This window comes from Metabacillus indicus (genome assembly GCF_046603695.1).
GTDB classification, from domain to species: domain Bacteria; phylum Bacillota; class Bacilli; order Bacillales; family Bacillaceae; genus Bacillus_P; species Bacillus_P indicus.
This window is the reverse complement of record NZ_CP176757.1, coordinates 2,669,337-2,688,874: the sequence shown is the minus strand read 5'-3', so window position 1 is coordinate 2,688,874 and position 19,538 is coordinate 2,669,337. Positions and strand designations below refer to the sequence as shown.

26 protein-coding genes are annotated in these 19,538 nt (G+C 40.4%); 24 read left to right on the top strand and 2 right to left on the bottom strand.

The window, feature by feature from the left end; translation table 11 throughout:
* Window position 1: 1 nt before the first annotated feature.
* A complete protein-coding gene (locus ACK1LH_RS13790) occupies window positions 2-646 on the top strand; it encodes a hypothetical protein (RefSeq protein ID WP_411333412.1) in 645 nt (214 codons plus the stop codon).
* A 103-nt stretch (window positions 647-749) separates the two neighbouring features.
* A complete protein-coding gene (locus ACK1LH_RS13785) occupies window positions 750-1,988 on the top strand; it encodes an MFS transporter (protein ID WP_411333411.1) in 1,239 nt (412 codons plus the stop codon).
* A gap of 56 nt (window positions 1,989-2,044) precedes the next feature.
* On the opposite strand, the gene ACK1LH_RS13780 is transcribed toward ACK1LH_RS13785, so the two are convergent.
* Window positions 2,045-3,076: an SDR family oxidoreductase gene (locus ACK1LH_RS13780; protein ID WP_411333410.1), complete on the bottom strand. Its 1,032-nt coding sequence runs from the start codon at window positions 3,074-3,076 to the stop codon at window positions 2,045-2,047.
* 224 nt (window positions 3,077-3,300) lie between these two features.
* On the opposite strand from ACK1LH_RS13780, the gene ACK1LH_RS13775 reads away from it, so the two are divergent.
* The 3 genes from ACK1LH_RS13775 (at window position 3,301) to ACK1LH_RS13765 (ending at window position 5,022) form a co-directional block, all read left to right on the top strand.
* Window positions 3,301-4,092, top strand: a complete 792-nt coding sequence (locus tag ACK1LH_RS13775; protein ID WP_411333409.1) for an SMI1/KNR4 family protein — start codon at window positions 3,301-3,303, stop codon at window positions 4,090-4,092.
* A gap of 203 nt (window positions 4,093-4,295) precedes the next feature.
* Window positions 4,296-4,421 (top strand): hypothetical protein, encoded by a 126-nt coding sequence (locus tag ACK1LH_RS13770; protein ID WP_411333407.1) that lies wholly within the window; start codon window positions 4,296-4,298, stop codon window positions 4,419-4,421.
* A 388-nt stretch (window positions 4,422-4,809) separates the two neighbouring features.
* Window positions 4,810-5,022 carry a hypothetical protein gene (locus ACK1LH_RS13765; RefSeq protein WP_411333406.1) on the top strand — a complete coding sequence of 71 codons (213 nt, stop codon included), beginning with the start codon at window positions 4,810-4,812 and terminating at the stop codon, window positions 5,020-5,022.
* Between the two features lie 94 nt (window positions 5,023-5,116).
* Here the strand turns inward: ACK1LH_RS13765 and zwf are convergent, their stop codons facing one another.
* Complete coding sequence (gene zwf, locus ACK1LH_RS13760) at window positions 5,117-6,607, bottom strand: glucose-6-phosphate dehydrogenase (protein ID WP_411333405.1); 1,491 nt, start codon at window positions 6,605-6,607, stop codon at window positions 5,117-5,119.
* A 253-nt stretch (window positions 6,608-6,860) separates the two neighbouring features.
* On the opposite strand from zwf, the gene ACK1LH_RS13755 reads away from it, so the two are divergent.
* The 19 genes from ACK1LH_RS13755 to ACK1LH_RS13665 all read left to right on the top strand — a co-directional run bounded on the left by ACK1LH_RS13755 (window position 6,861) and on the right by ACK1LH_RS13665 (window position 19,049).
* Window positions 6,861-7,562, top strand: coding sequence for an ABC transporter ATP-binding protein (locus ACK1LH_RS13755; protein WP_029279886.1), 702 nt, complete (start codon window positions 6,861-6,863; stop codon window positions 7,560-7,562).
* Window positions 7,559-9,811, top strand: coding sequence for an FtsX-like permease family protein (locus ACK1LH_RS13750; protein WP_411333404.1), 2,253 nt, complete (start codon window positions 7,559-7,561; stop codon window positions 9,809-9,811). The genes ACK1LH_RS13755 and ACK1LH_RS13750 overlap by 4 nt, the downstream gene beginning before the upstream one ends.
* A gap of 207 nt (window positions 9,812-10,018) precedes the next feature.
* Window positions 10,019-10,438, top strand: a complete 420-nt coding sequence (locus tag ACK1LH_RS13745) for an SRPBCC family protein (protein WP_411333403.1) — start codon at window positions 10,019-10,021, stop codon at window positions 10,436-10,438.
* Window positions 10,439-10,765, top strand: a complete 327-nt coding sequence (locus ACK1LH_RS13740) for an ArsR/SmtB family transcription factor (RefSeq protein ID WP_029279892.1) — start codon at window positions 10,439-10,441, stop codon at window positions 10,763-10,765. It begins immediately after the preceding gene.
* Between the two features lie 169 nt (window positions 10,766-10,934).
* Entirely contained in the window at window positions 10,935-11,540 is a 606-nt protein-coding gene (locus tag ACK1LH_RS13735; RefSeq protein WP_029279894.1) for a hypothetical protein, read from the top strand.
* Between the two features lie 51 nt (window positions 11,541-11,591).
* On the top strand, window positions 11,592-11,960 hold the full coding sequence (locus tag ACK1LH_RS13730) for a hypothetical protein (protein ID WP_411333400.1): 369 nt from the start codon (window positions 11,592-11,594) through the stop codon (window positions 11,958-11,960).
* Between the two features lie 47 nt (window positions 11,961-12,007).
* Window positions 12,008-12,160 carry a hypothetical protein gene (locus tag ACK1LH_RS13725; protein WP_411333399.1) on the top strand — a complete coding sequence of 51 codons (153 nt, stop codon included), beginning with the start codon at window positions 12,008-12,010 and terminating at the stop codon, window positions 12,158-12,160.
* Window positions 12,161-12,325: 165 nt separating this feature from the next.
* Window positions 12,326-12,832 (top strand): RNA polymerase sigma factor, encoded by a 507-nt coding sequence (locus tag ACK1LH_RS13720; RefSeq protein ID WP_411333398.1) that lies wholly within the window; start codon window positions 12,326-12,328, stop codon window positions 12,830-12,832.
* Complete coding sequence (locus ACK1LH_RS13715; RefSeq protein ID WP_411333396.1) at window positions 12,807-13,583, top strand: hypothetical protein; 777 nt, start codon at window positions 12,807-12,809, stop codon at window positions 13,581-13,583. Before ACK1LH_RS13720 ends, ACK1LH_RS13715 begins: the two co-directional genes overlap by 26 nt.
* A 28-nt stretch (window positions 13,584-13,611) precedes the next feature.
* Entirely contained in the window at window positions 13,612-14,643 is a 1,032-nt protein-coding gene (locus tag ACK1LH_RS13710) for a serine hydrolase domain-containing protein (protein ID WP_411333395.1), read from the top strand.
* A gap of 27 nt (window positions 14,644-14,670) precedes the next feature.
* A complete protein-coding gene (locus tag ACK1LH_RS13705) occupies window positions 14,671-15,132 on the top strand; it encodes a GNAT family N-acetyltransferase (RefSeq protein ID WP_411333394.1) in 462 nt (153 codons plus the stop codon).
* A gap of 74 nt (window positions 15,133-15,206) precedes the next feature.
* Window positions 15,207-15,692 carry a DUF6584 family protein gene (locus ACK1LH_RS13700; protein ID WP_411335103.1) on the top strand — a complete coding sequence of 162 codons (486 nt, stop codon included), beginning with the start codon at window positions 15,207-15,209 and terminating at the stop codon, window positions 15,690-15,692.
* Between the two features lie 45 nt (window positions 15,693-15,737).
* A complete protein-coding gene (locus ACK1LH_RS13695; RefSeq protein ID WP_411333393.1) occupies window positions 15,738-16,133 on the top strand; it encodes a VOC family protein in 396 nt (131 codons plus the stop codon).
* Window positions 16,134-16,152: 19 nt separating this feature from the next.
* Window positions 16,153-16,353, top strand: coding sequence for a hypothetical protein (locus ACK1LH_RS13690; RefSeq protein ID WP_411333392.1), 201 nt, complete (start codon window positions 16,153-16,155; stop codon window positions 16,351-16,353).
* An 18-nt stretch (window positions 16,354-16,371) separates the two neighbouring features.
* Window positions 16,372-16,737: a hypothetical protein gene (locus ACK1LH_RS13685; protein ID WP_411333391.1), complete on the top strand. Its 366-nt coding sequence runs from the start codon at window positions 16,372-16,374 to the stop codon at window positions 16,735-16,737.
* 100 nt (window positions 16,738-16,837) lie between these two features.
* Complete coding sequence (locus ACK1LH_RS13680; RefSeq protein ID WP_411333390.1) at window positions 16,838-17,311, top strand: GNAT family N-acetyltransferase; 474 nt, start codon at window positions 16,838-16,840, stop codon at window positions 17,309-17,311.
* Between the two features lie 33 nt (window positions 17,312-17,344).
* On the top strand, window positions 17,345-17,752 hold the full coding sequence (locus tag ACK1LH_RS13675; RefSeq protein WP_411333389.1) for an NUDIX hydrolase: 408 nt from the start codon (window positions 17,345-17,347) through the stop codon (window positions 17,750-17,752).
* A gap of 188 nt (window positions 17,753-17,940) precedes the next feature.
* On the top strand, window positions 17,941-18,372 hold the full coding sequence (locus ACK1LH_RS13670; protein ID WP_411333388.1) for a cytidine deaminase: 432 nt from the start codon (window positions 17,941-17,943) through the stop codon (window positions 18,370-18,372).
* A gap of 164 nt (window positions 18,373-18,536) precedes the next feature.
* The gene (locus ACK1LH_RS13665) at window positions 18,537-19,049 is read left to right on the top strand and encodes an NUDIX hydrolase (protein WP_411335102.1); all 513 of its coding nucleotides are present in this window, start codon (window positions 18,537-18,539) and stop codon (window positions 19,047-19,049) included.
* The last annotated feature ends 489 nt before the right edge of the window (window positions 19,050-19,538 follow it).

Here is a 19,538-nt window from a genome sequence, read left to right as displayed (position 1 = left end):
TGTGGAATCAAAAATTCAGTTGCACGAAATACAATCAAGGATATTCCAGCCAGCCCGTCATTTTCATCTGTGCATGGAAGAAATGAAGATCGCCTCGCAGCACGGTGCTGACATCGCAGAGAAATGGCAGGATGTGTTTACCCGCATCCTGGCTAAAGAAGAATACCCTGTTGTCCACCCAATTGGCCAAGAAACGTTTTCCCTGTATGCGGAATATGAAGCTGGCGTATTTGAGTACGCTTTAGACATAGATGGAGCTACAGCGTATATAAATAAAAATGGACTTAAAGCAGAGATTTTTGAGCCATCCCGTATCATTCACGCCGTTGATCAAGGGAATGTAAACACTGACCCTGCAAGAATAAAGCCCAATCACAAAAATCCTGTCATGATCCTTCAAAACAGCTTGCTTACAAACGGCAAGCCTTATTGCATAAACGGAAACCACCGTCTGACTGAGGCTTATAAATCGGGCTGTCAGCATATACAGGTGTATGTATTCAGAGAGATGGAAGCAGTTCCTCTTTTTTATGACACACTTAGTAAAGCCGCTTATTTCCTGGAGATTGACCGCAGACAAATTGCTGGAGACCTGCCCGCAGAAATAAATGCGAAGTCTCCGATGGTCAATTACTTCCTGGGATAAAGACATAGAAGGGTTCATTCATTCAGAAAGGATGAGTTCCATTGTAATCACACTTTCACTTACAACTTAAACTTAATTTAAGACAAGTGAAGGTGATTGACAGGTGAAAAACCATTCGTTTCATTTTTTGTGGATTGGCCAAACTTTTGCAAATGCTGCAGATGTATTCTATATAGTAGCACTGTTAAGTTACATGTATTCCATCTCAGGCTCAATCGCAATGACAGCAGCTGTTCCATTTGCTGTCACGCTGTCAAGGTTCGCAGGCGGTATGACAGCTCCGTTCATGGTTGACCGATTCTCTTATAAAACCATTCTTGTATACTCGCAACTGATTAAGACGTTATTTTTACTCATGCTTGCTGTTTGTTTGACTCTTTTTCCGGTGGCAAGAATCCTTATGGTTTTCCCTTTGATTTCAGTCATAGCTTTTTTTGATGGCTGGGCTGTGCCGATCAGAAATTCGCTCGTTCCGCATTTAGTTCCAGAGAATCGGATCGTCCGCGCTAATGGATTTATGGCGGTTGTTGATCAGCTTGTTCAGCTCGGGAGCTGGCCGCTTGGAAGTATCGCAGTTTCTGTTGCCGGAGGAAAAGAAGTACTATATTTCTCTGTACTGCTTTTTGCCGGTTCAACCATTATGATGTCACTCATACAGATGCAGCCTATCATCGAAAGCACTAACCAAATGGAAGGGAAGACAAAATGGAGCTCCATGCAGGAGGGCTGGAAGGCGATATGGAAAATCCCGTCCCTGCGAGTCATTTCTGTTGTTGATTTCTTTGATTCGATTGCACAAGTCGTATGGATTGCTGCTGTTCTGCTGGTTTATGTGGAAGAAGTGCTGAACAAAAGTGAAGCCTGGTGGGGCTATTTGAACTCTGCATACTTTGCCGGGCTGATTTTGGGCGGGCTTTTATGTTTAAAATTTGAGACCATTCTAAAAAAGTCAATCCGCTATGCAATCATTGCAGGTTCGACAGCCGGTGGGATCTTAACCCTATTGTTCGGTTTCACAACCACGGGGACCTCAGCGCTTCTGATTTCATTCCTAGTGGGAATAGGGAGTGAAATCAAGTTGATCGGTCAAATCACGCTTATACAAAATCACACAGAAAAAAAGCTTCTGCCGAAAGTGTTTGCGGCCAGGGACGCTATCTTGACTGGTGTATTTGGCATATCCAGTCTGCTGTACGGCATGTTAGCTGAAGCTTACGGCATTACCATCCTCTTTGTGCTGTCTTCCGTTATATTGATTGGTACAGGGATTTATTCTTTTACTGTGAGGAAGTATGTAAGATTTATAGAGCCTGATAAGTCCATTTATTCTTCCGTCGATTAAGGGAAAAGATAAAACAAAAAGATGATTTCGTTATGAAATCATCTTTTTTGGTTTAATTATGCCAGCAGGCCGTCAGCCTCAAGCTGCTCGTTCTGATCAATCAGCGTCGTTTTTAGACTTCTGTAAGTCATGCCAAGTTCATCAATGCTTTTTCTGTTATCAAAGCGGGCATTTACTCCAACGTTTTTGCTGACATACTTCCGTGTAAGACCGACTTTCGGTGCAATCAGCCAGATGAGCGGTTTAGGCACTTCGCGTTTTGGAAGAGGATAGTGATTTGGACGGTTTTCTTCAAATATTCGTGCCATATCGAGCAGGGAAGCTTCCTCGTTTGAAATCAAGTATCTGCCCTTTGCAGATTCAGTGAAGGCTGCAAGCACATGGGCTTTTGCAACATCACGCACATCAACGGTTCCGTTGATTAAGTTTGGCACACCGCTTTTAAAACCGCCCTTCAGAAGATCGAGAATCGTACTGATGCTCGTTGAATCTGAACGTTTTGAAAGAGACGGACCAAGAATAAAGGTTGGGTTAATGGTGACTAAATTAAAGTGCTGCTTGTCCGCCATTTCCCAGGCCGCCTTTTCAGCGAGTGTTTTTGAGTAGCTGTATGGCTGATGCGAAACACTGCTTGTTGTGTTCCAATCCTGTTCATTAAAAGAGGACTTGCCCTCCATATCCGCATTATCCCCAAAAATGGCCACTGCACTGCTCGTAAGGACAACCCGTTTCACTTCAGGTGAGCGTCTGACAGACTCCAGAACGTTTTTGGTGCCTTCCAGAGCCGGTTCAATCAATTCCTTTTGAGCATCTTTAAATCCGCTGATGAAAAAAGGGGAAGCGGTATGAAAGACATACTCAGTGCCTTTCACGGCTTCATCAAAGCTTCCTTTTTTCAGCAAATCCGCTTCATAGATTGTCAGATTTCCGGGAGATTCTTTCTCCGCATCCAGGAGATGCTGGTATTTTTCTTTCTTCGCTGCATCGCGGACAGTAATCCTTACATCATGGCCGCCATCAAGCAGCTCTTTAACGACCCAGGCTGCAACATAGCCGGTTCCGCCTGTGACAAGTACGGTTTTCTTCATTACAAAGATCATCCTTCCAACAATTATATGTTTAAGTGTTTAAACATATAGTAATATTAGTTGGTGGTTCTGTCAATGAATATGATTTGGTATCAAGCATTCTTTGTAGGATTGATTGAAGCTTCACGAGTATTTCTGTGTCTGAAAGAGGATAAGAGACGCAGTTGTTGAAGTATGTTATAGAAAAACGAAAGCTGTAATTACGATTAAGGAGTACATGAATCTTGAAAACAATCTGGCAAAAAGATGATGACTATTATACATTAATTACCTTAACAGATGAAGCAGTTCAACATGCCGAAGGAAAACTCAAAATAAGGCTGCCTAAATCCTATCTAGCTCTTCTTAAAGAACAAAATGGCGGTTCCCTTAATGACAAATCGTTCCCGACGAATGTCCCGACATCCTGGGCAGATGATCATATTCATGTAGGCTATATTTGGGGGATAGGTGAAAAACACAGTATTTTAAACAGTGAGTATTTGATAAGCGAGTGGGGACTGCCGCATAATATTGTGATTTTTTCTGGAGACGGGCATTCCTGGAGTGCTTTTGATTATCGAAAGAAGAAAGAAAATCCGCCAATTATCTATATTGAGGCTGATTCAGAACTAGTCATTGAACTTGCTCCGGATTTTGAAGCTTTTTTAAACAGATTGTATACCGAAGAAGAAACCGAGCATGATGAATTCTTTTATGAACAGAACCAAAGGGTTTGGACATATGAGGAACTCAAAGTCGCTTTTCTAACAAACATTGAACAAGAAATCATTCCTGCCCTGGATTATCTCTACTTTAATCCTGCAGGAAACGAACGCTTCATTGAGGAAAGTGTGATATTACTTCTGCAAAGTCCTATACTTGGGATTAAAGAGTTAGCTGTCACTTATGGCAACGGGTTTTATGAAAAGGGAGTTCTATCTTCTAAGGCAGTAAAGAAGATTGTGCTTTTGATAAGAAATGACAATGAAATCAAGGATTATGAGGAATTTTACTTCCGGAACCCTGTGCAGTAATGTGAAGTGGATGTCATATAAAGCATAAATTGATTAATGGAAAGGAGTGACATACATGAGTACTCTTTTAACTCTTCTCGGTGATATCTTTTCTGCTATCGCAGCATCTTTGTTGAATAAAGGGAACAAACAAAAAAGGAGATAATAAGCTGTGATAGTTTTGAAAATTTTTCCTGTTTTATATTATACAGAGGGGGCTTTTTATGAGTCACAATAATGTAATACTAAGCAAAAAAAGAAATAAATCAAATTTCGTAGTGCCTGTTTTTATTGGGGCGGGAATAGGTGCATTAATGGGATTAGTTGCTTATGTAAAAGATTGGTTTTGATTTGTCTTGGCTCCTTTTAGAAATAACATGAATGTCCTTAAATAACTGAGTGCTAATTCAAAAGGTGATTAGGAAACCACTATAAGTTTGGTTACTTCAATGCTTTTTCCTCCAGCTGCCGTACCGTTTGAACAACCTGCTGCAAACAGTGGAATGACTGCCATTAACCTCTCCTTTTAAAATAATGAGACGTACTTTTCAAAGGGAATTTTCAAATTCTTCCATGACTGATTATGCTTTCTTCATATATAACAATTTATAATAAAACAGCATTCTGACTTGAAAGCAGGAGGATTTGGAGGCAGCGAATCAGAATAAAATGGTTAAGGGCAGCTAATCAAACAAAAAGAGTATCCTCAAACTTTATCCTTTATTCGGAGCTGATGAATTGAAAAGAGAGCTCATATATTTCCTTGTTCTTGTTTTATTGATTGGTGCAATAAAAGTATTTTTTGATTATCAGGAAACAAGAGTTTTGATTTGGAAAGAAAACGTAATTGAGGCTTTTGTTTTAGGTATAATCATTACTTTTATAAATTGGTTAATCTCTCCAAGAAGCAAACAAAAAGCGAAGCCTGCGAAACAGGAGAGTGAACAATGAAACGGCCAAACCTCTTTATAAAATAAAAATTGATAATAAAAAAACACCGCTAAAAGCGGTGCGAAATTACATATTCATTTCCAGTCTTTTTGAATTAATCAACCATATCCGTAATCGGCCACCAGTGGAAGCCGTCTTTTTCAAGCAGTTCGTCAGCGGCTTTTGGACCCATTGTGCCGGCTGCGTAGTTAGGGAATTCTGCTTTGTGCGTTTCCCATGCTTTTGAGATGGTGTCCACATAGCTCCATGAGAGGGACACTTCATCCCAGTGAGTGAAGTTGGTGGCGTCTCCGCGCAAGCCGTCGTAGATGAGCTTTTCATAGGCTTCAGGCGTGTTGAACTGATCTACACAGTTGCTGCAGTAGTCAAGCTTGATCGGCTTGACGTAAGAGCCGCCGCCTGCTTCTTTGGCATTCAGGTGCAGCGTGATGCCTTCATCCGGCTGAATGTGAATGACAAGCAGGTTTGGATGCTTGCTGTCTACGTCGTTTGAGTAAAGGTTCATCGGCAGGTCTTTGAACTGTACAACAATCTTCGTTGATTTGGCCGTCATGCGCTTTCCTGTACGGATATAGAAAGGCACGCCAGCCCATCTGAAGTTGTCGATCATCAGCTTGCCGGCAACATAAGTTTCTGTGTTGGATTCCGGATCTACATTGCTTTCTTCGCGGTAGCCGGGAACAGATACGTCTTCTGAATCGCCTTTGCCGTACTGTCCGCGGACGAAGTAATCAGGCACGTCCTTCTCTGTAAGAGGGCGGAGTGCGCGCATCACTTTCACTTTTTCAGAACGGATTTCGTCTGTTTCAAGTTTGATTGGCGGCTCCATGGCAAGCAGGGCGACCATCTGCATTAAGTGATTTTGAACCATATCACGAAGCGCACCTGAATTTTCGTAATAGCGTCCGCGGTCTTCTACACCGAGAACTTCACTTGAAGTTACCTGAATGTTGGAGATATAGCGGTTGTTCCATACCGACTCAAAGAGAGCGTTAGAGAAGCGAATCACTTCAATATTCTGCACCATCTGTTTTCCAAGATAGTGGTCAATGCGGTAAATTTGATCTTCCGAGAAAGCTTCACGGATTTCATCGTTCAGCTCCTGTGCAGAAGGCAGATCGTGTCCGAACGGCTTTTCAATGACAAGACGGCTCCAGCCTTCTGTCGCTGTCAGGCCTTCGCTTTTTAAATTCCGGGCAATCGTTCCGAAAAATTCAGGCGCCATCGCCATGTAGAACATTCTGTTTCCAGGTATGCCGTATTTGCCGTCAAGCTCTGAAAGCATGCCTTTCAGCTCAAGGTAGGAAGATGGATTTGTCACATCAAATGGATGATAGTAAAAATGCGATGCAAATTCATCTAGTTCAGATGACTGCTTGATCGATGACTGAATCGAGTCGCTGACATTTGAGCGGAATTCTTCATTTGTCCACGGTCTTCTGCCCACGCCTACAACAGCGAAGTCACTGTCGATTTTTTTGCTGCGGTGAAGACGGTAGATGGAGGGGAAAAGCTTGCGCTTGGCAAGATCTCCTGTTGCTCCGAAAATTACGATTACTGCTTTTGGTTTATGTTCCGTATTCATGTATTGAACCTCACTTTGTATCAGCGGATTTATTAATAATGATATGTAACCTGTTCAAGTACTTAATTTTAATGCTAACCATGAAGTAAATCAAACATTTAAGATTAATTTCCTACATAAGTAGTATGAACCATTTCTATTGTATCCATAAAACGGAAATGAAAATGATTACAAGTAAAATAAGAGATCGTCAAGAAGGAAGATTTTTAGTACGATACAGAGGAATATACTTGAAATAACCGGGGGTGTCTGTATGAGTTTCAGTTTTGAGAATGTCAGAAAAATATACCGTACAGGTGAAGTAGAGGTGCCTGCATTAAATGACGTCAGCATTGCCTGCGGAAAAGGTGAAATCATTGTCATTCTAGGACCATCCGGCTCCGGGAAATCCACCTTTCTTAACGTGGCCGGCGGAATTGACAGAGCAGACGGGGGACAGGTCACCGTCCAGGGAGAAAACCTTCATGAAATGAACGACAGGCAGCTAACGCTTTTCAGAAGAAAGCATGCGGGCTTTATTTTCCAGTCCTATAATCTTATTTCTGCACTGACTGTCAGGGAGAACGTTGAAACCGGTGCTGACATCAGCGACCATCCTCTTTCTCCTGATGAGATCCTGGATAAAGTCGGAATGAGTGAACACCAGCACAAGTTTCCGCATCAATTAAGCGGAGGGGAGCAGCAAAGAACAGCCATTGCACGGGCAATCGTAAAAAATCCAAGTATCCTGTTCTGTGATGAGCCGACAGGAGCTCTTGATGAAGAGACCGGAAAAAAAATTCTTTCACTTATTCAGGAAATCAATCGTATATATGGTACAACCATTCTAATGATCACCCATAATCCAGGCATTGCCGATATGGCCCATACCGTCATGAAAATGAAAAGCGGAAAAATCATTGAAACCGTTAAAAATGAGGCTCCAATACCTGCAGAGCAGGTGAAATGGGTATGAAAATCACCGCCATGGCTCTGCGCACCATCAGGCAAAAGCCGCTGCAGTTTGGAGGCTCTGCTCTTCTTCTTGCGGTTGCCGTCATGCTTTTTGTCACGCTCTCAAGCACAATGGCACTGATGGATTCGAGCAATCAGCTGTTTAGAGAAGAGTATAAGCAGGAGGATTTTCAATTTACAGTGGGAGAGCGGCTGTCTGAGGATCAGCTTGCATCATTTGAAAAGGAATTTGGCGTGAATCTGCAGGCCCGCCAATGGCTGGATATCGAATGGAAGGAGGGAGTCATTACCCGGATTCTTTCTATTCAGCAAGGAATTAACGAACCGTATGTGGTAAAAGGCAGTTTGCCTGATGAAAAGAATGAAGCAGCCATAACCGCTTCTTTTGCAGATGCACACGGGCTGAAAGTGGGAGACATCTGGGACTCCGGAGGGGAAACATATAAAATCACAGCCCATGTGTATCTTCCGGACTATATTTACGGCGTACAAAACGAGAATGACCTGATGGCTGATCCGAAGACCTTCGGTGTCGTGCTGATAGACAAAGAGGATTTTCCTGGGGGAAATCAGCCGCCTGTTTATTACTCCGGGCGATTTTCTGAAAACAGCGGTTCCTTAAGCAGTCTGAAAAAGGCTGTTTCAGAAACGGTTCCTGTCCTGAAATGGACCGATGCAAAAGACAATGTCAGGATTTCGTACATTGACGCAGAAATTGAGTCCAATCAGTCATTCGGAAGTGTTCTTCCCGTCTTTATCGGACTGCTTGCCCTGTTTATAGTCGTTTTAATGCTGAAAAGACAAATAGACGTGCAGTCCAATCAAATTGGAACCCTTCTTGCGCTTGGGTACACCAGAAAAGAAGTCACGCTCTCCTTTATGATGTATCCATTGATCATTTCCATTTCCGGCACGATACTCGGGATAGCGGCGGGACTGATTGCAGCGAGGCCACTGACAGAGCTCTACACCGCTTTTTACAATCTGCCCATTTTAAACCGGCTTGCCTTTGATCCGGTCACTCTTATCGCTGGATTTGCCGTACCGATTTCCGTTCTTTGTCTGGCCGGTTTCCTGACAATCAGGAAAAAAGTCAGCAAACCGCCGCTCCAGCTGCTGCACTCAAGACCGTCTTTTTCGAAAAAAGGAGCAATAAAGCTCCCATCGAAATGGAGCTTTAAGAGAAGGTTCCGTCTGAAAATGCTGCTCAGCAGTCCATCCAAGAGCCTTGTGCTGTTTACAGGAATTCTCTTTTCTTCCTTATTAGTCACCTTTGGATTTATTTCCATGAATTCAATGAACGTGCTGATGAAAAAAACGTATGAAGATGCTTATCGCTATAACTACGCGGTCTATTATCAAGAAGTAAAAACTGAGCCTGCCCAGGAAGAGGAAAGTCCGTTTTCTGCATCAGAAGCCATTATTAAAGGAGAAGACGGCAGAAAAGACGTTAAAACGCAGCTCATTGGCATGGATCCCTCAACGCCAATGCTGAAACTGATTGACAGCAGCGGGAAAGAACTAAACAGCACATTGCCGGACGGGGCAGTCGTAACGCAGGCTTTGGCTGCAGCTGAAGGCCTTGAAGCCGGAGATTCCATCACACTTCAAAATCCCTGGACGGACCAGGAGCAATCCGTCACTGTCACCGGTGTCGCAGAAATCTTTATCGGTCATGCCATCTACATGGAACGCGGGGACGTGAACCGCTTTCTGAGCCTGGAAGAGGATGCATACATCGGAAAATGGACGCTTGAAAAGCCAGAAAAGGAATCTGGTGAAGCAATCGCGGCGATTGAAGACAAAAACGCGATGAAAAAAGGTATGGAACAGCTGCTTGAGCCGACCAACTATTCGGCGGCCGTCATCGGTATCTTCGCATTCTTGATCGGCCTCCTCATCATCTACCTGATCACCAGCATGATGATGGATGAGCACACCGTGAACATTTCCCTGCTGAAAGTCATGGGCTATGACAGGAAAGAAATTTCATCCCTGCTTCTGAATGTCTATACTCCGGTTATAATAGCAGGATACGTACTCGGCGTTCCTCTTGCATTTATCAGCTACAAAGGATTGATGGCATCTGTTTCAGAATCAACCGGATTTTCACTTCCGATCGAACCCGACTATCTGATGATTGCTGCTGGTTTTATCATTATCTACGCATCATATGTAACCTCCCTGCAGCTTTCAAAACGAAAAATCAGCCGCATTCCGCTGCAGGAAGTGCTGAAGCGCCAGGAATAAAGAGAATTGATATTGCCCTGGAAATTTAAGAGAGACAATTGCATTCCATGTGATTGTCTCTTTTTTATAAAAAAATACAGCTATAAATTCTGTCAAAAGGAAAAAATAAACTAGAATTTTCATGTGGACATGAAACCAAAAGGTGTTATATACTTAAAAACGAAACCAAATGGTTCTGTATTTTTCAAGTGACAAGGAGTGTTTTTAGTGGAGACATTACAAGATATTAAACAAACAATTATATTTGAAGCTCCTATTCAAAAGGTATGGGCAAAAGTAAGCAATTCGGAAGGTATTGCAGCATGGTTTATGCCCAATGACTTCGAAGCCAGGGTCGGTCATGAGTTCCACATTCAATCCCCTTTTGGTCCATCTCCCTGTAAAGTATTAGAAGTGGATGAACCAACTAAAATTTCTTTTTCCTGGGATACAGATGGATGGGTCGTTACTTTTCTCCTGAAAGACTTGGGCGGAAAGACAGAATTCACTCTAATTCATGGCGGCTGGAAATCTGCAGATGAAGTTCTTCCAAAAGCAAACGAAAAAAGTTCTGTTGTTCGCGAGAGAATGGAGTATGGCTGGATTAAAATTGTTAATGAACGACTTCTGAAAGTTGTTGAAGGATAAATGTCAGCTTTAAAGCATGATGTATTTCAAGCTATAGCTGATCCAACAAGAAGAGAAGTCCTTCGATTACTCGCGGGCAAAGAATTGGCCATTACGGAAATTACTTCTCATTTTCCTATTAGCCGGACGGCCATAGCTAAACATCTTCATATTCTTTCGGAAGCTAATTTAGTCAGCGGTAAAAAGGTAGGCAGAGAAAAAATATATCAGCTGCATCCAGAGCCGCTGACAGAAGTAAAACAATGGCTGTCCTATTATGAGCAGTTTTGGAATAACAAATTGTCGATCCTTAAGCATATTGTTGAGAATGATGATGAATCCCTCTAGTGTTTCATATACATGTTTACTCAGTTCATTCATGAGCTGAGTTTTTTCTTGCTGACTTGCGACCTTGTGACATTTAGCAAACGTGAGTTATTAGAAAAATGAAACTTTTTCAGCCTGTTAACGTAATTTAACTATTCAACTTATTATCGTTTAATGAGGGGGTCCTGGCTTGAAAAAAAGTGCTTATGCAATTATCGCTTTGGTCATATTTTTAGCAATGATGATTATCAATAATCTAAACATGGGAAATGAGGCAGAGAAATTAAAGCAGGAAAGAGAAGATCTGACTGAGCAGGTTGCCGCTTTAAAAGAAGACAGTGCAAAAAAATCTTCAGTATTAGAAGATACATTGAAAGAAAATGAACGATTGATTAATGATTTTACCAGCCTTAAAAATGAAATTGATGAATTAAGAACACCAGTTGAGTATCAAGATTTCCTGGATGCGGTTCAGACAGTCGAATCTTATAAAGTGAAAGGATCATTCAGTGAGGCGAAAGAGTTGGTTGCAGCTACCACAGGCTTCTCCTCTTTAGACAGAGCGGGAACTTGTCCTTGCGGTTTTTCATATGAAAACGGAAGAGGCATTGATTGGAAGCCAAATTCTGTGCAGGATCTTAAGAAGTTGGGGATAGAAGGAGAAAGAATTATTCTTACCTATCAAACAGGAGAAATGATAAAGGACGATTATCAATTTGTCTTGAAGAACACTGAAGGAGTTAATGACAAGACTCTTAAGTGGAGGATTGAAGAAATTATACCAACCAAGAGGTAGCGTGTTTGTATCCATTTACAGCAGGCTGAACCGCTGATAAGGGAGAATTAGATGAGGAACCTATTTATTGCAGTCCTATTTTTAGGAGTATTATCAGGATGCACGAATCAATTCATAACTTTTTCAGGAGAAAGCAAAAGCTGGACCGGAAAATACACAGCAACGATTGATGGAAATGAAGAGCATGGCAGCTACGAATTTCATTTTAAAGACGGAAATGAGAACACTCAATTTAAGGTACTTGAAATCAACGTAAATAATGGAAGAACAACAAAATCAGAAGAAAACCATAAAGGCGCTACAATTACTCTCTCTTCCAACTGCAGAGGATGTACTGTAACTGGAAAAGAGGAAAAGCAGAAGGTGACCATTAAATGGGACGATGAGAATGAAGAAACCTTCTATTTGCAGGAGAAGTGAGTTTGACGAGCGAATTGATAGGAAAGTTTACTTTGGAGGACTGGCAATTGAATAGAATTAGAAGAGGTATAAGAAGAGACTCGTTTAGAGATCAATGCAGGGAATTTGTATTTGAAATTCTGTTTGAAGCGGTTTGGAAGATCATCACGTTTATTCCAAGGCTGCTGTTTCGTCTTGTGAAGGGTATTTTTGATAATTGAATGATTTTATAAGTAGCGTTTGCATGATGAGGCAAACGCTCTTTTTATGATTTTTTTAATTGAAACACAACTTTTCATCAAGTCAACCGTCTAAATAACAGGTACCTACAATTTTAGGAAGAGGACGATTTATTTGGAAGATGCAAGAAAGACCGAAATAGAAGAATGGTACAGCCAGTATCATCAGACCATCTTCAAGTACACATTTTAATGATGACAAAAGATTATCAGCAGGCTGAAGACTTAACGCACGAAACGTTTTTAAAGGCATTCAGGCAGCATCATTCTTTCAGGCAGGAATCAAGTCCGAAAACCTGGCTGTTCCGAATTGCGCACAATGTGACGGTTGATTACGCAAGAAAGCAAAAGCCGGTTCGATTAGTCATGGAGCTGTTCCGGCAAAAGAAAGATACCAGTTTGCTTCCTGAGCATTTCGTTGAGATGAAAGAGAATTCTAAGGAGCTTTATCAGGCCTTGGAAATGCTGAAGGATTCGCATCGAGAAGTTATCATTCTTCGTAAAATCAAGGGATTTTCGATCAGCGAAACGTGTGCAATACTCGGCTGGTCAGAAACGAAGGTGAAGTCTACACTGTCTAGAGCCATTCTTGCACTGGAAAAAACACTGACCAAGGAGGGTTATCAGGATGAGCAAAGAAGTAAGTTATTATGACCAGCTTCTGCAGAATTTAGATGACCAAGTAGAATGGAGTCCTCATCGTTCGCAAATGGTTCAAATAAGACTACAGAAAAGTATTCAAAAAACAAATATGATATCAAAGCTGCAGCGCGTTTATATTTTATCCATAAGCTCAGTGTTAGCTGCATTATTCCTGTTTGTGATGGCTGGTCAGATAAGCGGACAGTTGAATCTCGCAGGGACAGGCGATCATAGCGGTGGAAACAGCAAATTCATCGAAGGTGTCCATTATCAGATGGAGACAATCAACGGACAAAAAACAGCGGTACTTACAAATGAAGGAATTGAAAATACGGTTTATCCAACGGATGCCAATGAAACGATCAAAACCATTGCAGGAGAACCGGAAATCCATCTCAGTATATCTAAGCAGGGAAAGGAAGAAGTATTTGAAACGCAGGCCATTTACGCAACAACTACTTTAGGGCAGCACATATACATCGATACTCAAAGACACGATGAACCAATCGATACAAGAATAGAAATGCTGCTTCCGCATACGAAATATCCAAGTTCGTCTCAATCAACATACAAAATGAAAATTTCAGGTCACAGAGCTGTTATGCAGGAAGAAAAAACAGGAATCGGTAAGACTGACCTGTATGTAGTTACTGAAAACTATATTTATCATATCTATTCTGCTGGAATGAGTAAAAAAGATTCTAGAATAGACCCGCAAAAACTGATCACACTTGCAAGCTTACTTCAATTCGAAAAAGAATAGAAAATTACTGACAACGGAGGAATGTTCGTTGCTTCTTAAAACCAAGCCAAATTCAATTTTTAACCCCTTGTTAAAACACGTCACACAAACATTTAACCAAGTCATCTGTTCAGGAGCTGCAGTTTTTGTTATACAAAACGATTCTGTTGTTTTGGAAGAGTATATTGGAGCGCAATCCAACAAGCCTGATGCAAGAGATGTTCAGCGGGGTACTCAATTTCACGTAGCCTCCGTGAGAAAAAGCTATATCGGTTTTGCTGTGGCCTATGCTGTACATACCGGTTGTATTCACAGCATAGATGACTTGGTAATGAGCTATCTGCCCGAGCTTAATGAAAATGTTTGGAAAGATACAACCATCAGGCATTTGTTGACACATACCCACGGCTTATCGGAAAAAGAGGGTGTTATCTCCCGTGAGTATGAGGCGGGGGAGAAATGGACCTACAGGCAGGTCGGCGTAAATGCCCTGACTCAAATTGTCAAACGGACAACTGGACAAACCATTTCCGAAATTGTTCATGGACAAGTGTTTACGCCGCTTGGTTTTTCAGAATCGGATTGGTATGCCGAAAAAAATGAAAAACTTGTTGATGTCATTCTAAAATCTGAACAGGATAGCAGCTGGAGAACGAGCAAAAGTACTGAAGGCGACAAGATGAACATGTATGTTTCTGCTCGCGAACTGGCTTTATGGGGATATCTGCATCTTAAAGAAGGAAGAGTAAACGGGGAACAAATCATTCCAAAAGAAGTCATCCAACTGGCTACATCCCTTCAGAGCCCGGCAGCCTTAGATTTTGACTCTCCTCAGAATGGTTTCCTGTGGTTTGTGAAAGATTTGCCGGCCAAGGAAAATGAAATCGGAGAAAGAGTTCCCAGAGGTTCATATCAGATATTGGGCTATACAGGCGTTACATTATTGGTGATCCCCGAAGAAAACATCGTTGCTGTCCGCATGTTTAATAGCTTTGGGTCACCTGAGGGATATGATTATTTACAGGATGTCAGGTCATTCGGCGATACGGTGATGAGGTGTCTGGAAAAAGTGAGAAACTAAGTTCAGAAGACAGGAGAGGAATTTCATTTGAGACTAAGGTTTGCTGAAGAAAAGGATATGGACCAATTAATAAAAATGAGATGGGATTTCACCATTGAACATGATGAGAGCAAGGCAAACTCATCTTTTCCAGACTTCGAGAAAGAATGCAGAATCTTCTTGGAACACGCTATTAAGGGTGACCGGTGGATGATCTGGGTTGCTGAAGAAAATGAAAAAATAGTATCGCATATATACATAGAACTAATTGAAAAAGTACCGCGGCCTGGAAGAATAACCTATCCCTTTGCGTTCATGACAAACGTGTACACCATTCCGGAATATAGAAACAAAGGGATTGGAAGCAGGATGCTAAGCTCAATTAATCAGTGGATTAAAGAAAATAAGTGTGAATTTGTCATTGTTTGGCCAAGTGATGATTCGATTGGGTATTATAAGAAAAATGGGTATACACATTGCGTGGAGCCGATGGAATATTTTCCTTCCTAGTTTAAAAGATTCGGTGTTTAAAGTCTGTTTTAGTTCAACGGCAGCTACATTTAGAAGCAATAGAGGTGTTTCCAATAGAAAAAGTGCCAAATAAAACTCTGTCAAAAATCGAAGAGGATATTAAGAAAAACGATTTAGGGAAAGCCAGGGACAGACTGCATGGATTGATTGCAACGTACCCTGATGAAATAGAGCTCCGCAGAAAATTAGGGGATATTTACTATGCATTGAAGTACCCGTCGATGGCTGGACGATACTGGTACTTGGAAAAGAATAAAACACCTGATATGCAGCATGCCTGTATTGAATTTGAAAAATCGATGGGTCATGATCCTTTTCAGATTGTAAGAGCTTTAAAGTTTAAAGGCGATAAAGAAATAGTAAAGGACCTAAAGTTCAGTGAAAATCTCTCACCTGTTCATAAAAAAGTAACTGAAAAGCTGCTCGAGGAACCTGAGGATTCATTGTTTGATAAACTGCTTGTTGTCGGCTGTCTTTCAGTATTAGTAGGTACAATTGTCTTTGCTGTTATAGGCGTGTACTCTTTGTGGAATGGCTAATATAGCAAGCGGAAAAATGCATGATATATGATAGGAGCGGATAGTTTGTCAAAAGGAATGATTCATCACATTGAAATATATGTATCTGATCTAAAAAGATCTATCGAATTCTGGGGTTGGTTCCTTGAAGAGTTGGGTTACAGCCGGTATCAAGAATGGGACCAGGGGCAGAGCTGGAAAATTGAAGATACTTACCTTGTCTTCGTACAAACACAGGAACGATATATGGATGTTCCTTTTAATAGATGTCGAGTTGGCTTAAACCACCTGGCCTTTCACTCGAGTTCACGAGAGCACGTAGATGAAATGACAAATAAATTAAAGTCCAGAGACATTCATATTCTTTATCCGGATAAACATCCATTCGCAGGTGGAAATGAACATTATGCCGTGTATTTTGAGGATCCGGATAGAATAAAAGTGGAGCTTGTAGCACCTTAACCAGAGAAGGGTAAAAAATTTGAAAAAGGTTTTATCAATACAGGGCGGCATGGCTGGAGGAAAAACAACTCTAGTGAAAAGACTAGAGACAATAATGAGTGATGTATTTTTCTCATATGAAAATCCATACCCAAACCTTGTAAAAAGAAAGAATATGAATCTTGACATAGGTACGAGAGAAGGATTCGATGAAAACCAGCGTGTATTTATCGTTTCATAAATTGAACGTTTTCATCATTTGCCTGATGGAAAGGCGATATTTGATAGGGGTCCGGAAGATATAGAGTTTTATACATTACATTTCCCTCTAGTAAATGGATATGACTGGGATGTAGAAAGCGATCTTCAACATGAACTTCAAGAACTGCGCAGATGCCGATCTGACTATATTTTATATTTAGATGCAAATGAAAAAACGCTGTGCAGACGAAAGCAGAGTGACAAAACAAGAGGAAGAAGCTCGTTTGAGCAGTACATGAAAATAGTTGGCTTTGAAAAAGAGTGGTATAACCAATTCAATACGAAAGTGGTAGATGTAAACCACTTAACTCCTCATCAGTTAGAAAAAATAACGATGAAATTCTTAGAGGAAATTCATTTTTAAACTACCCTCATCACAAACAATTCTAAAATATAGGTTGAATCTTAGAGAGTTAACATTAAATCGTAAATGCTTTTCATTTTCATAAAAAGGGGAGATAACGATGAAAATACGTCAAGTGAAGGGTAGAGACTACTATACGATTTCTCCGCTTATTGATGAATGGTGGGGCGGCAGGCATGTGTCTGAGATGCTGCCAAAGCTATTCTTTGACCATTTCACAAGGACAAGTTTCGTTGCTGAAAGAGAAGGGGAAATTGTAGGATTTCTAATAGGTTTTCTTTCTCAAACTCATTCTAATGAGGCATATATTCACTTTGCAGGAGTTCATCCTGATTATAGAAAGCATAGCATCGGAAAAAAATTATACAACGAATTTTTTATTGAAGCCAGAAAGAATGGCCGCACAATTGTCCGTTGTGTAACTTCCCCTGTCAACAAGGTTTCTGTTGCCTATCATATCAAGATGGGTTTTCAAATTGAAAAGGGGGATAAAACACTTAATGGCCTTTCCATAAATACTAACTATGATGGACTAAATCAAGATAGAGTGCTGTTTGTGAAAAAGTTAGCTTAATAATAGACTTTTTTTGTCTTGGAGGAATGGATTTTGAAGCCAGCTTTTTCTCGTGTATTAATTAAAGACACAAGAAATAATATATTAGTTGTTCAGGACAGAGCGGATGACTGGAACTTCCCGGGCGGAAAACAAGAAGCAGGTGAAACGCCTTTGGAATGTGCGAGGCGAGAAGTAAAAGAAGAGATTGGAATAGATGTTGATGATCTCATTGAGATTTATAATGGATCCTTTTATTTTGGAGATATCAAATGGCACGGCTACTTTTATTTCGCAAATGCCGCTGATGGAATTCCCGCTATTAATGAAGTAGATAAGATTAAAGGGATTCAATTTATTACAGATTTAAAATCAGTAAAATTCCATTCAGAATTATCACGGATAATTGATCAACTTTCTGGAAGTAAGCAGCTTCAAACAAGTACAACCACTTGGAAGTAGAATATTCATCAATAGAGGGCGTCAATTCAGGAAAGGATTGACGTTTCTTTTATTGAAAATAATTGTTGAAGGAAGCAGGTACGGGTACTGGACAATTATGTTGAAATGAAAATATAAGTTATTCCGTTACGTAAGATAAAACTTTAAATAAAAAGATAAAAGCGGATTAACCAAAGGGGAGAATCATTATGTTAAAAGTAAGACCTTTAGATGATAAAGACTATGAACTGATTAAACAAGCAGAAGAAGTAATAGAAAAGAATTATAGATATGGACGACATCATATTGGTGCAGCAGTCAGAACAATAAAAGGTAATGTTTTTTCTGCGGTTCACGTAGAAGCGAATGTGGGGAGAATAACAGTTTGCGGAGAAGCGATGGCCATTGGTAAGTCTATCTCTGAAGGAGACCACGAATTTGAAACAATTGTAGCAGTTGCCTACCCTCATCCACACGAAGATATAGAAAAATGTTGGGTAGTTGCTCCCTGTGGTATGTGCCGGGAATTAATAAGCGATTATGGAAAAAATACAGATGTCATTATTTCTTATAATGATAGATTAGTGAAGTGCAATGTAATGGAATTACTTCCAGAAAAATATACAAGCGATATGGAATAGAGAAATTGACTTAAAGCCGTATTTTAAACTGAGTTTAAACGAACAATTGTAGAACAAATTACTACTTATCAATCGGGGACAATTCTAGATAATGCAACCAGAGTGGTTCCTCCAAAAGGATTCTTACTAAGAGACGTATTTATCTCATATAGAATGGAGGTGTTATCATTTGTAATGAAGTATTAGGAATTCAGGAGATTGATGATAAAAAAGTTAGGATAAACAACAGAGAAGCGGTCAGGGCTGTAATTATCCAAAACAATAAGATCCTTATGGTTCATTCAAATCTTCGAGACTATAAATTTCCAGGTGGTGGAGTAGATAAGAATGAAAGTCATGCAGAAGCTCTATTGCGTGAGGTCGCAGAAGAGACAGGCTATCTCAACGGTTTAGTTGGAGACAAAATGGGCGTTGTCATTGAAAGACATTTAGATGACTATGATAAAGATGCAGTCTTTCAAATGACTTCACATTATTATCTTTGTGAATTAACAGACGAGATGGTCGGTGTACAACAGTTAGATGATTATGAGTCTGAACAAGAATACACGCCTAAATGGGTAAAACTTGAAGATGCGATTAAACAAAACCAAATCATTTTAAATCAATGTGAGCAGAACGTATGGATACACCGTGAAAATTTTGTTTTGACGGAATTAAAAAAATTAATGAGTTAGTATAATTTATGTTTTATCTTCTGCAGTTTGGTCGTTTTAGTGCAAAACGTCCAAACTATGAATAAGAATACTTAAACCCAACCCTTCAAACAAATGTGCGAATATCTTTTTTCAAGCACTCTCAACCCTTCGTCTGTAAGAAAAAACACGATTGAGCACTGAACAGAATAGTACATAAGATCTTCACTGATAAAGTAAAACAAAAACCCTCCTATCAAATGCAGGATTCCTGAAGTGATTGCGCGTATGAAATTATGCGATATCTTCTTTGTAATAAGCTCTGCAAGGACGGAAATTGGAAGCCCATAGGCAGTACAACCAATTATGCAGATGGCAAAAAAAATAATACTTGAAAACAAAATAGATGGATTCAATTCAACATTTGTAAACCCTTCTGTATAAGCATAGAAAGTATACATCATAGCAGAAATGACTACGACTATACATTTTCTATAAAATAAGACTAACCGCTCCACTTTTAACACTCCT

Bases quoted from the DNA above. Each gene is read 5' to 3' on its own strand.
- ACK1LH_RS13680 (WP_411333390.1), top strand. From the start codon at position 16,838: ATGAAAATACGTCAAGTGAAGGGTAGAGACTACTATACGATTTCTCCG.
- ACK1LH_RS13730 (WP_411333400.1), top strand. From the start codon at position 11,592: ATGAGGAACCTATTTATTGCAGTCCTATTTTTAGGAGTATTATCAGGA.
- ACK1LH_RS13740 (WP_029279892.1), top strand. From the start codon at position 10,439: ATGTCAGCTTTAAAGCATGATGTATTTCAAGCTATAGCTGATCCAACA.
- ACK1LH_RS13750 (WP_411333404.1), top strand. From the start codon at position 7,559: ATGAAAATCACCGCCATGGCTCTGCGCACCATCAGGCAAAAGCCGCTG.
- ACK1LH_RS13670 (WP_411333388.1), top strand. From the start codon at position 17,941: ATGTTAAAAGTAAGACCTTTAGATGATAAAGACTATGAACTGATTAAA.
- ACK1LH_RS13780 (WP_411333410.1), bottom strand. From the start codon at position 3,076: ATGAAGAAAACCGTACTTGTCACAGGCGGAACCGGCTATGTTGCAGCC.
- ACK1LH_RS13720 (WP_411333398.1), top strand. From the start codon at position 12,326: ATGGTACAGCCAGTATCATCAGACCATCTTCAAGTACACATTTTAATG.
- ACK1LH_RS13770 (WP_411333407.1), top strand. From the start codon at position 4,296: ATGAGTCACAATAATGTAATACTAAGCAAAAAAAGAAATAAATCAAAT.
- ACK1LH_RS13755 (WP_029279886.1), top strand. From the start codon at position 6,861: ATGAGTTTCAGTTTTGAGAATGTCAGAAAAATATACCGTACAGGTGAA.
- ACK1LH_RS13715 (WP_411333396.1), top strand. From the start codon at position 12,807: ATGAGCAAAGAAGTAAGTTATTATGACCAGCTTCTGCAGAATTTAGAT.
- zwf (WP_411333405.1), bottom strand. From the start codon at position 6,607: ATGAATACGGAACATAAACCAAAAGCAGTAATCGTAATTTTCGGAGCA.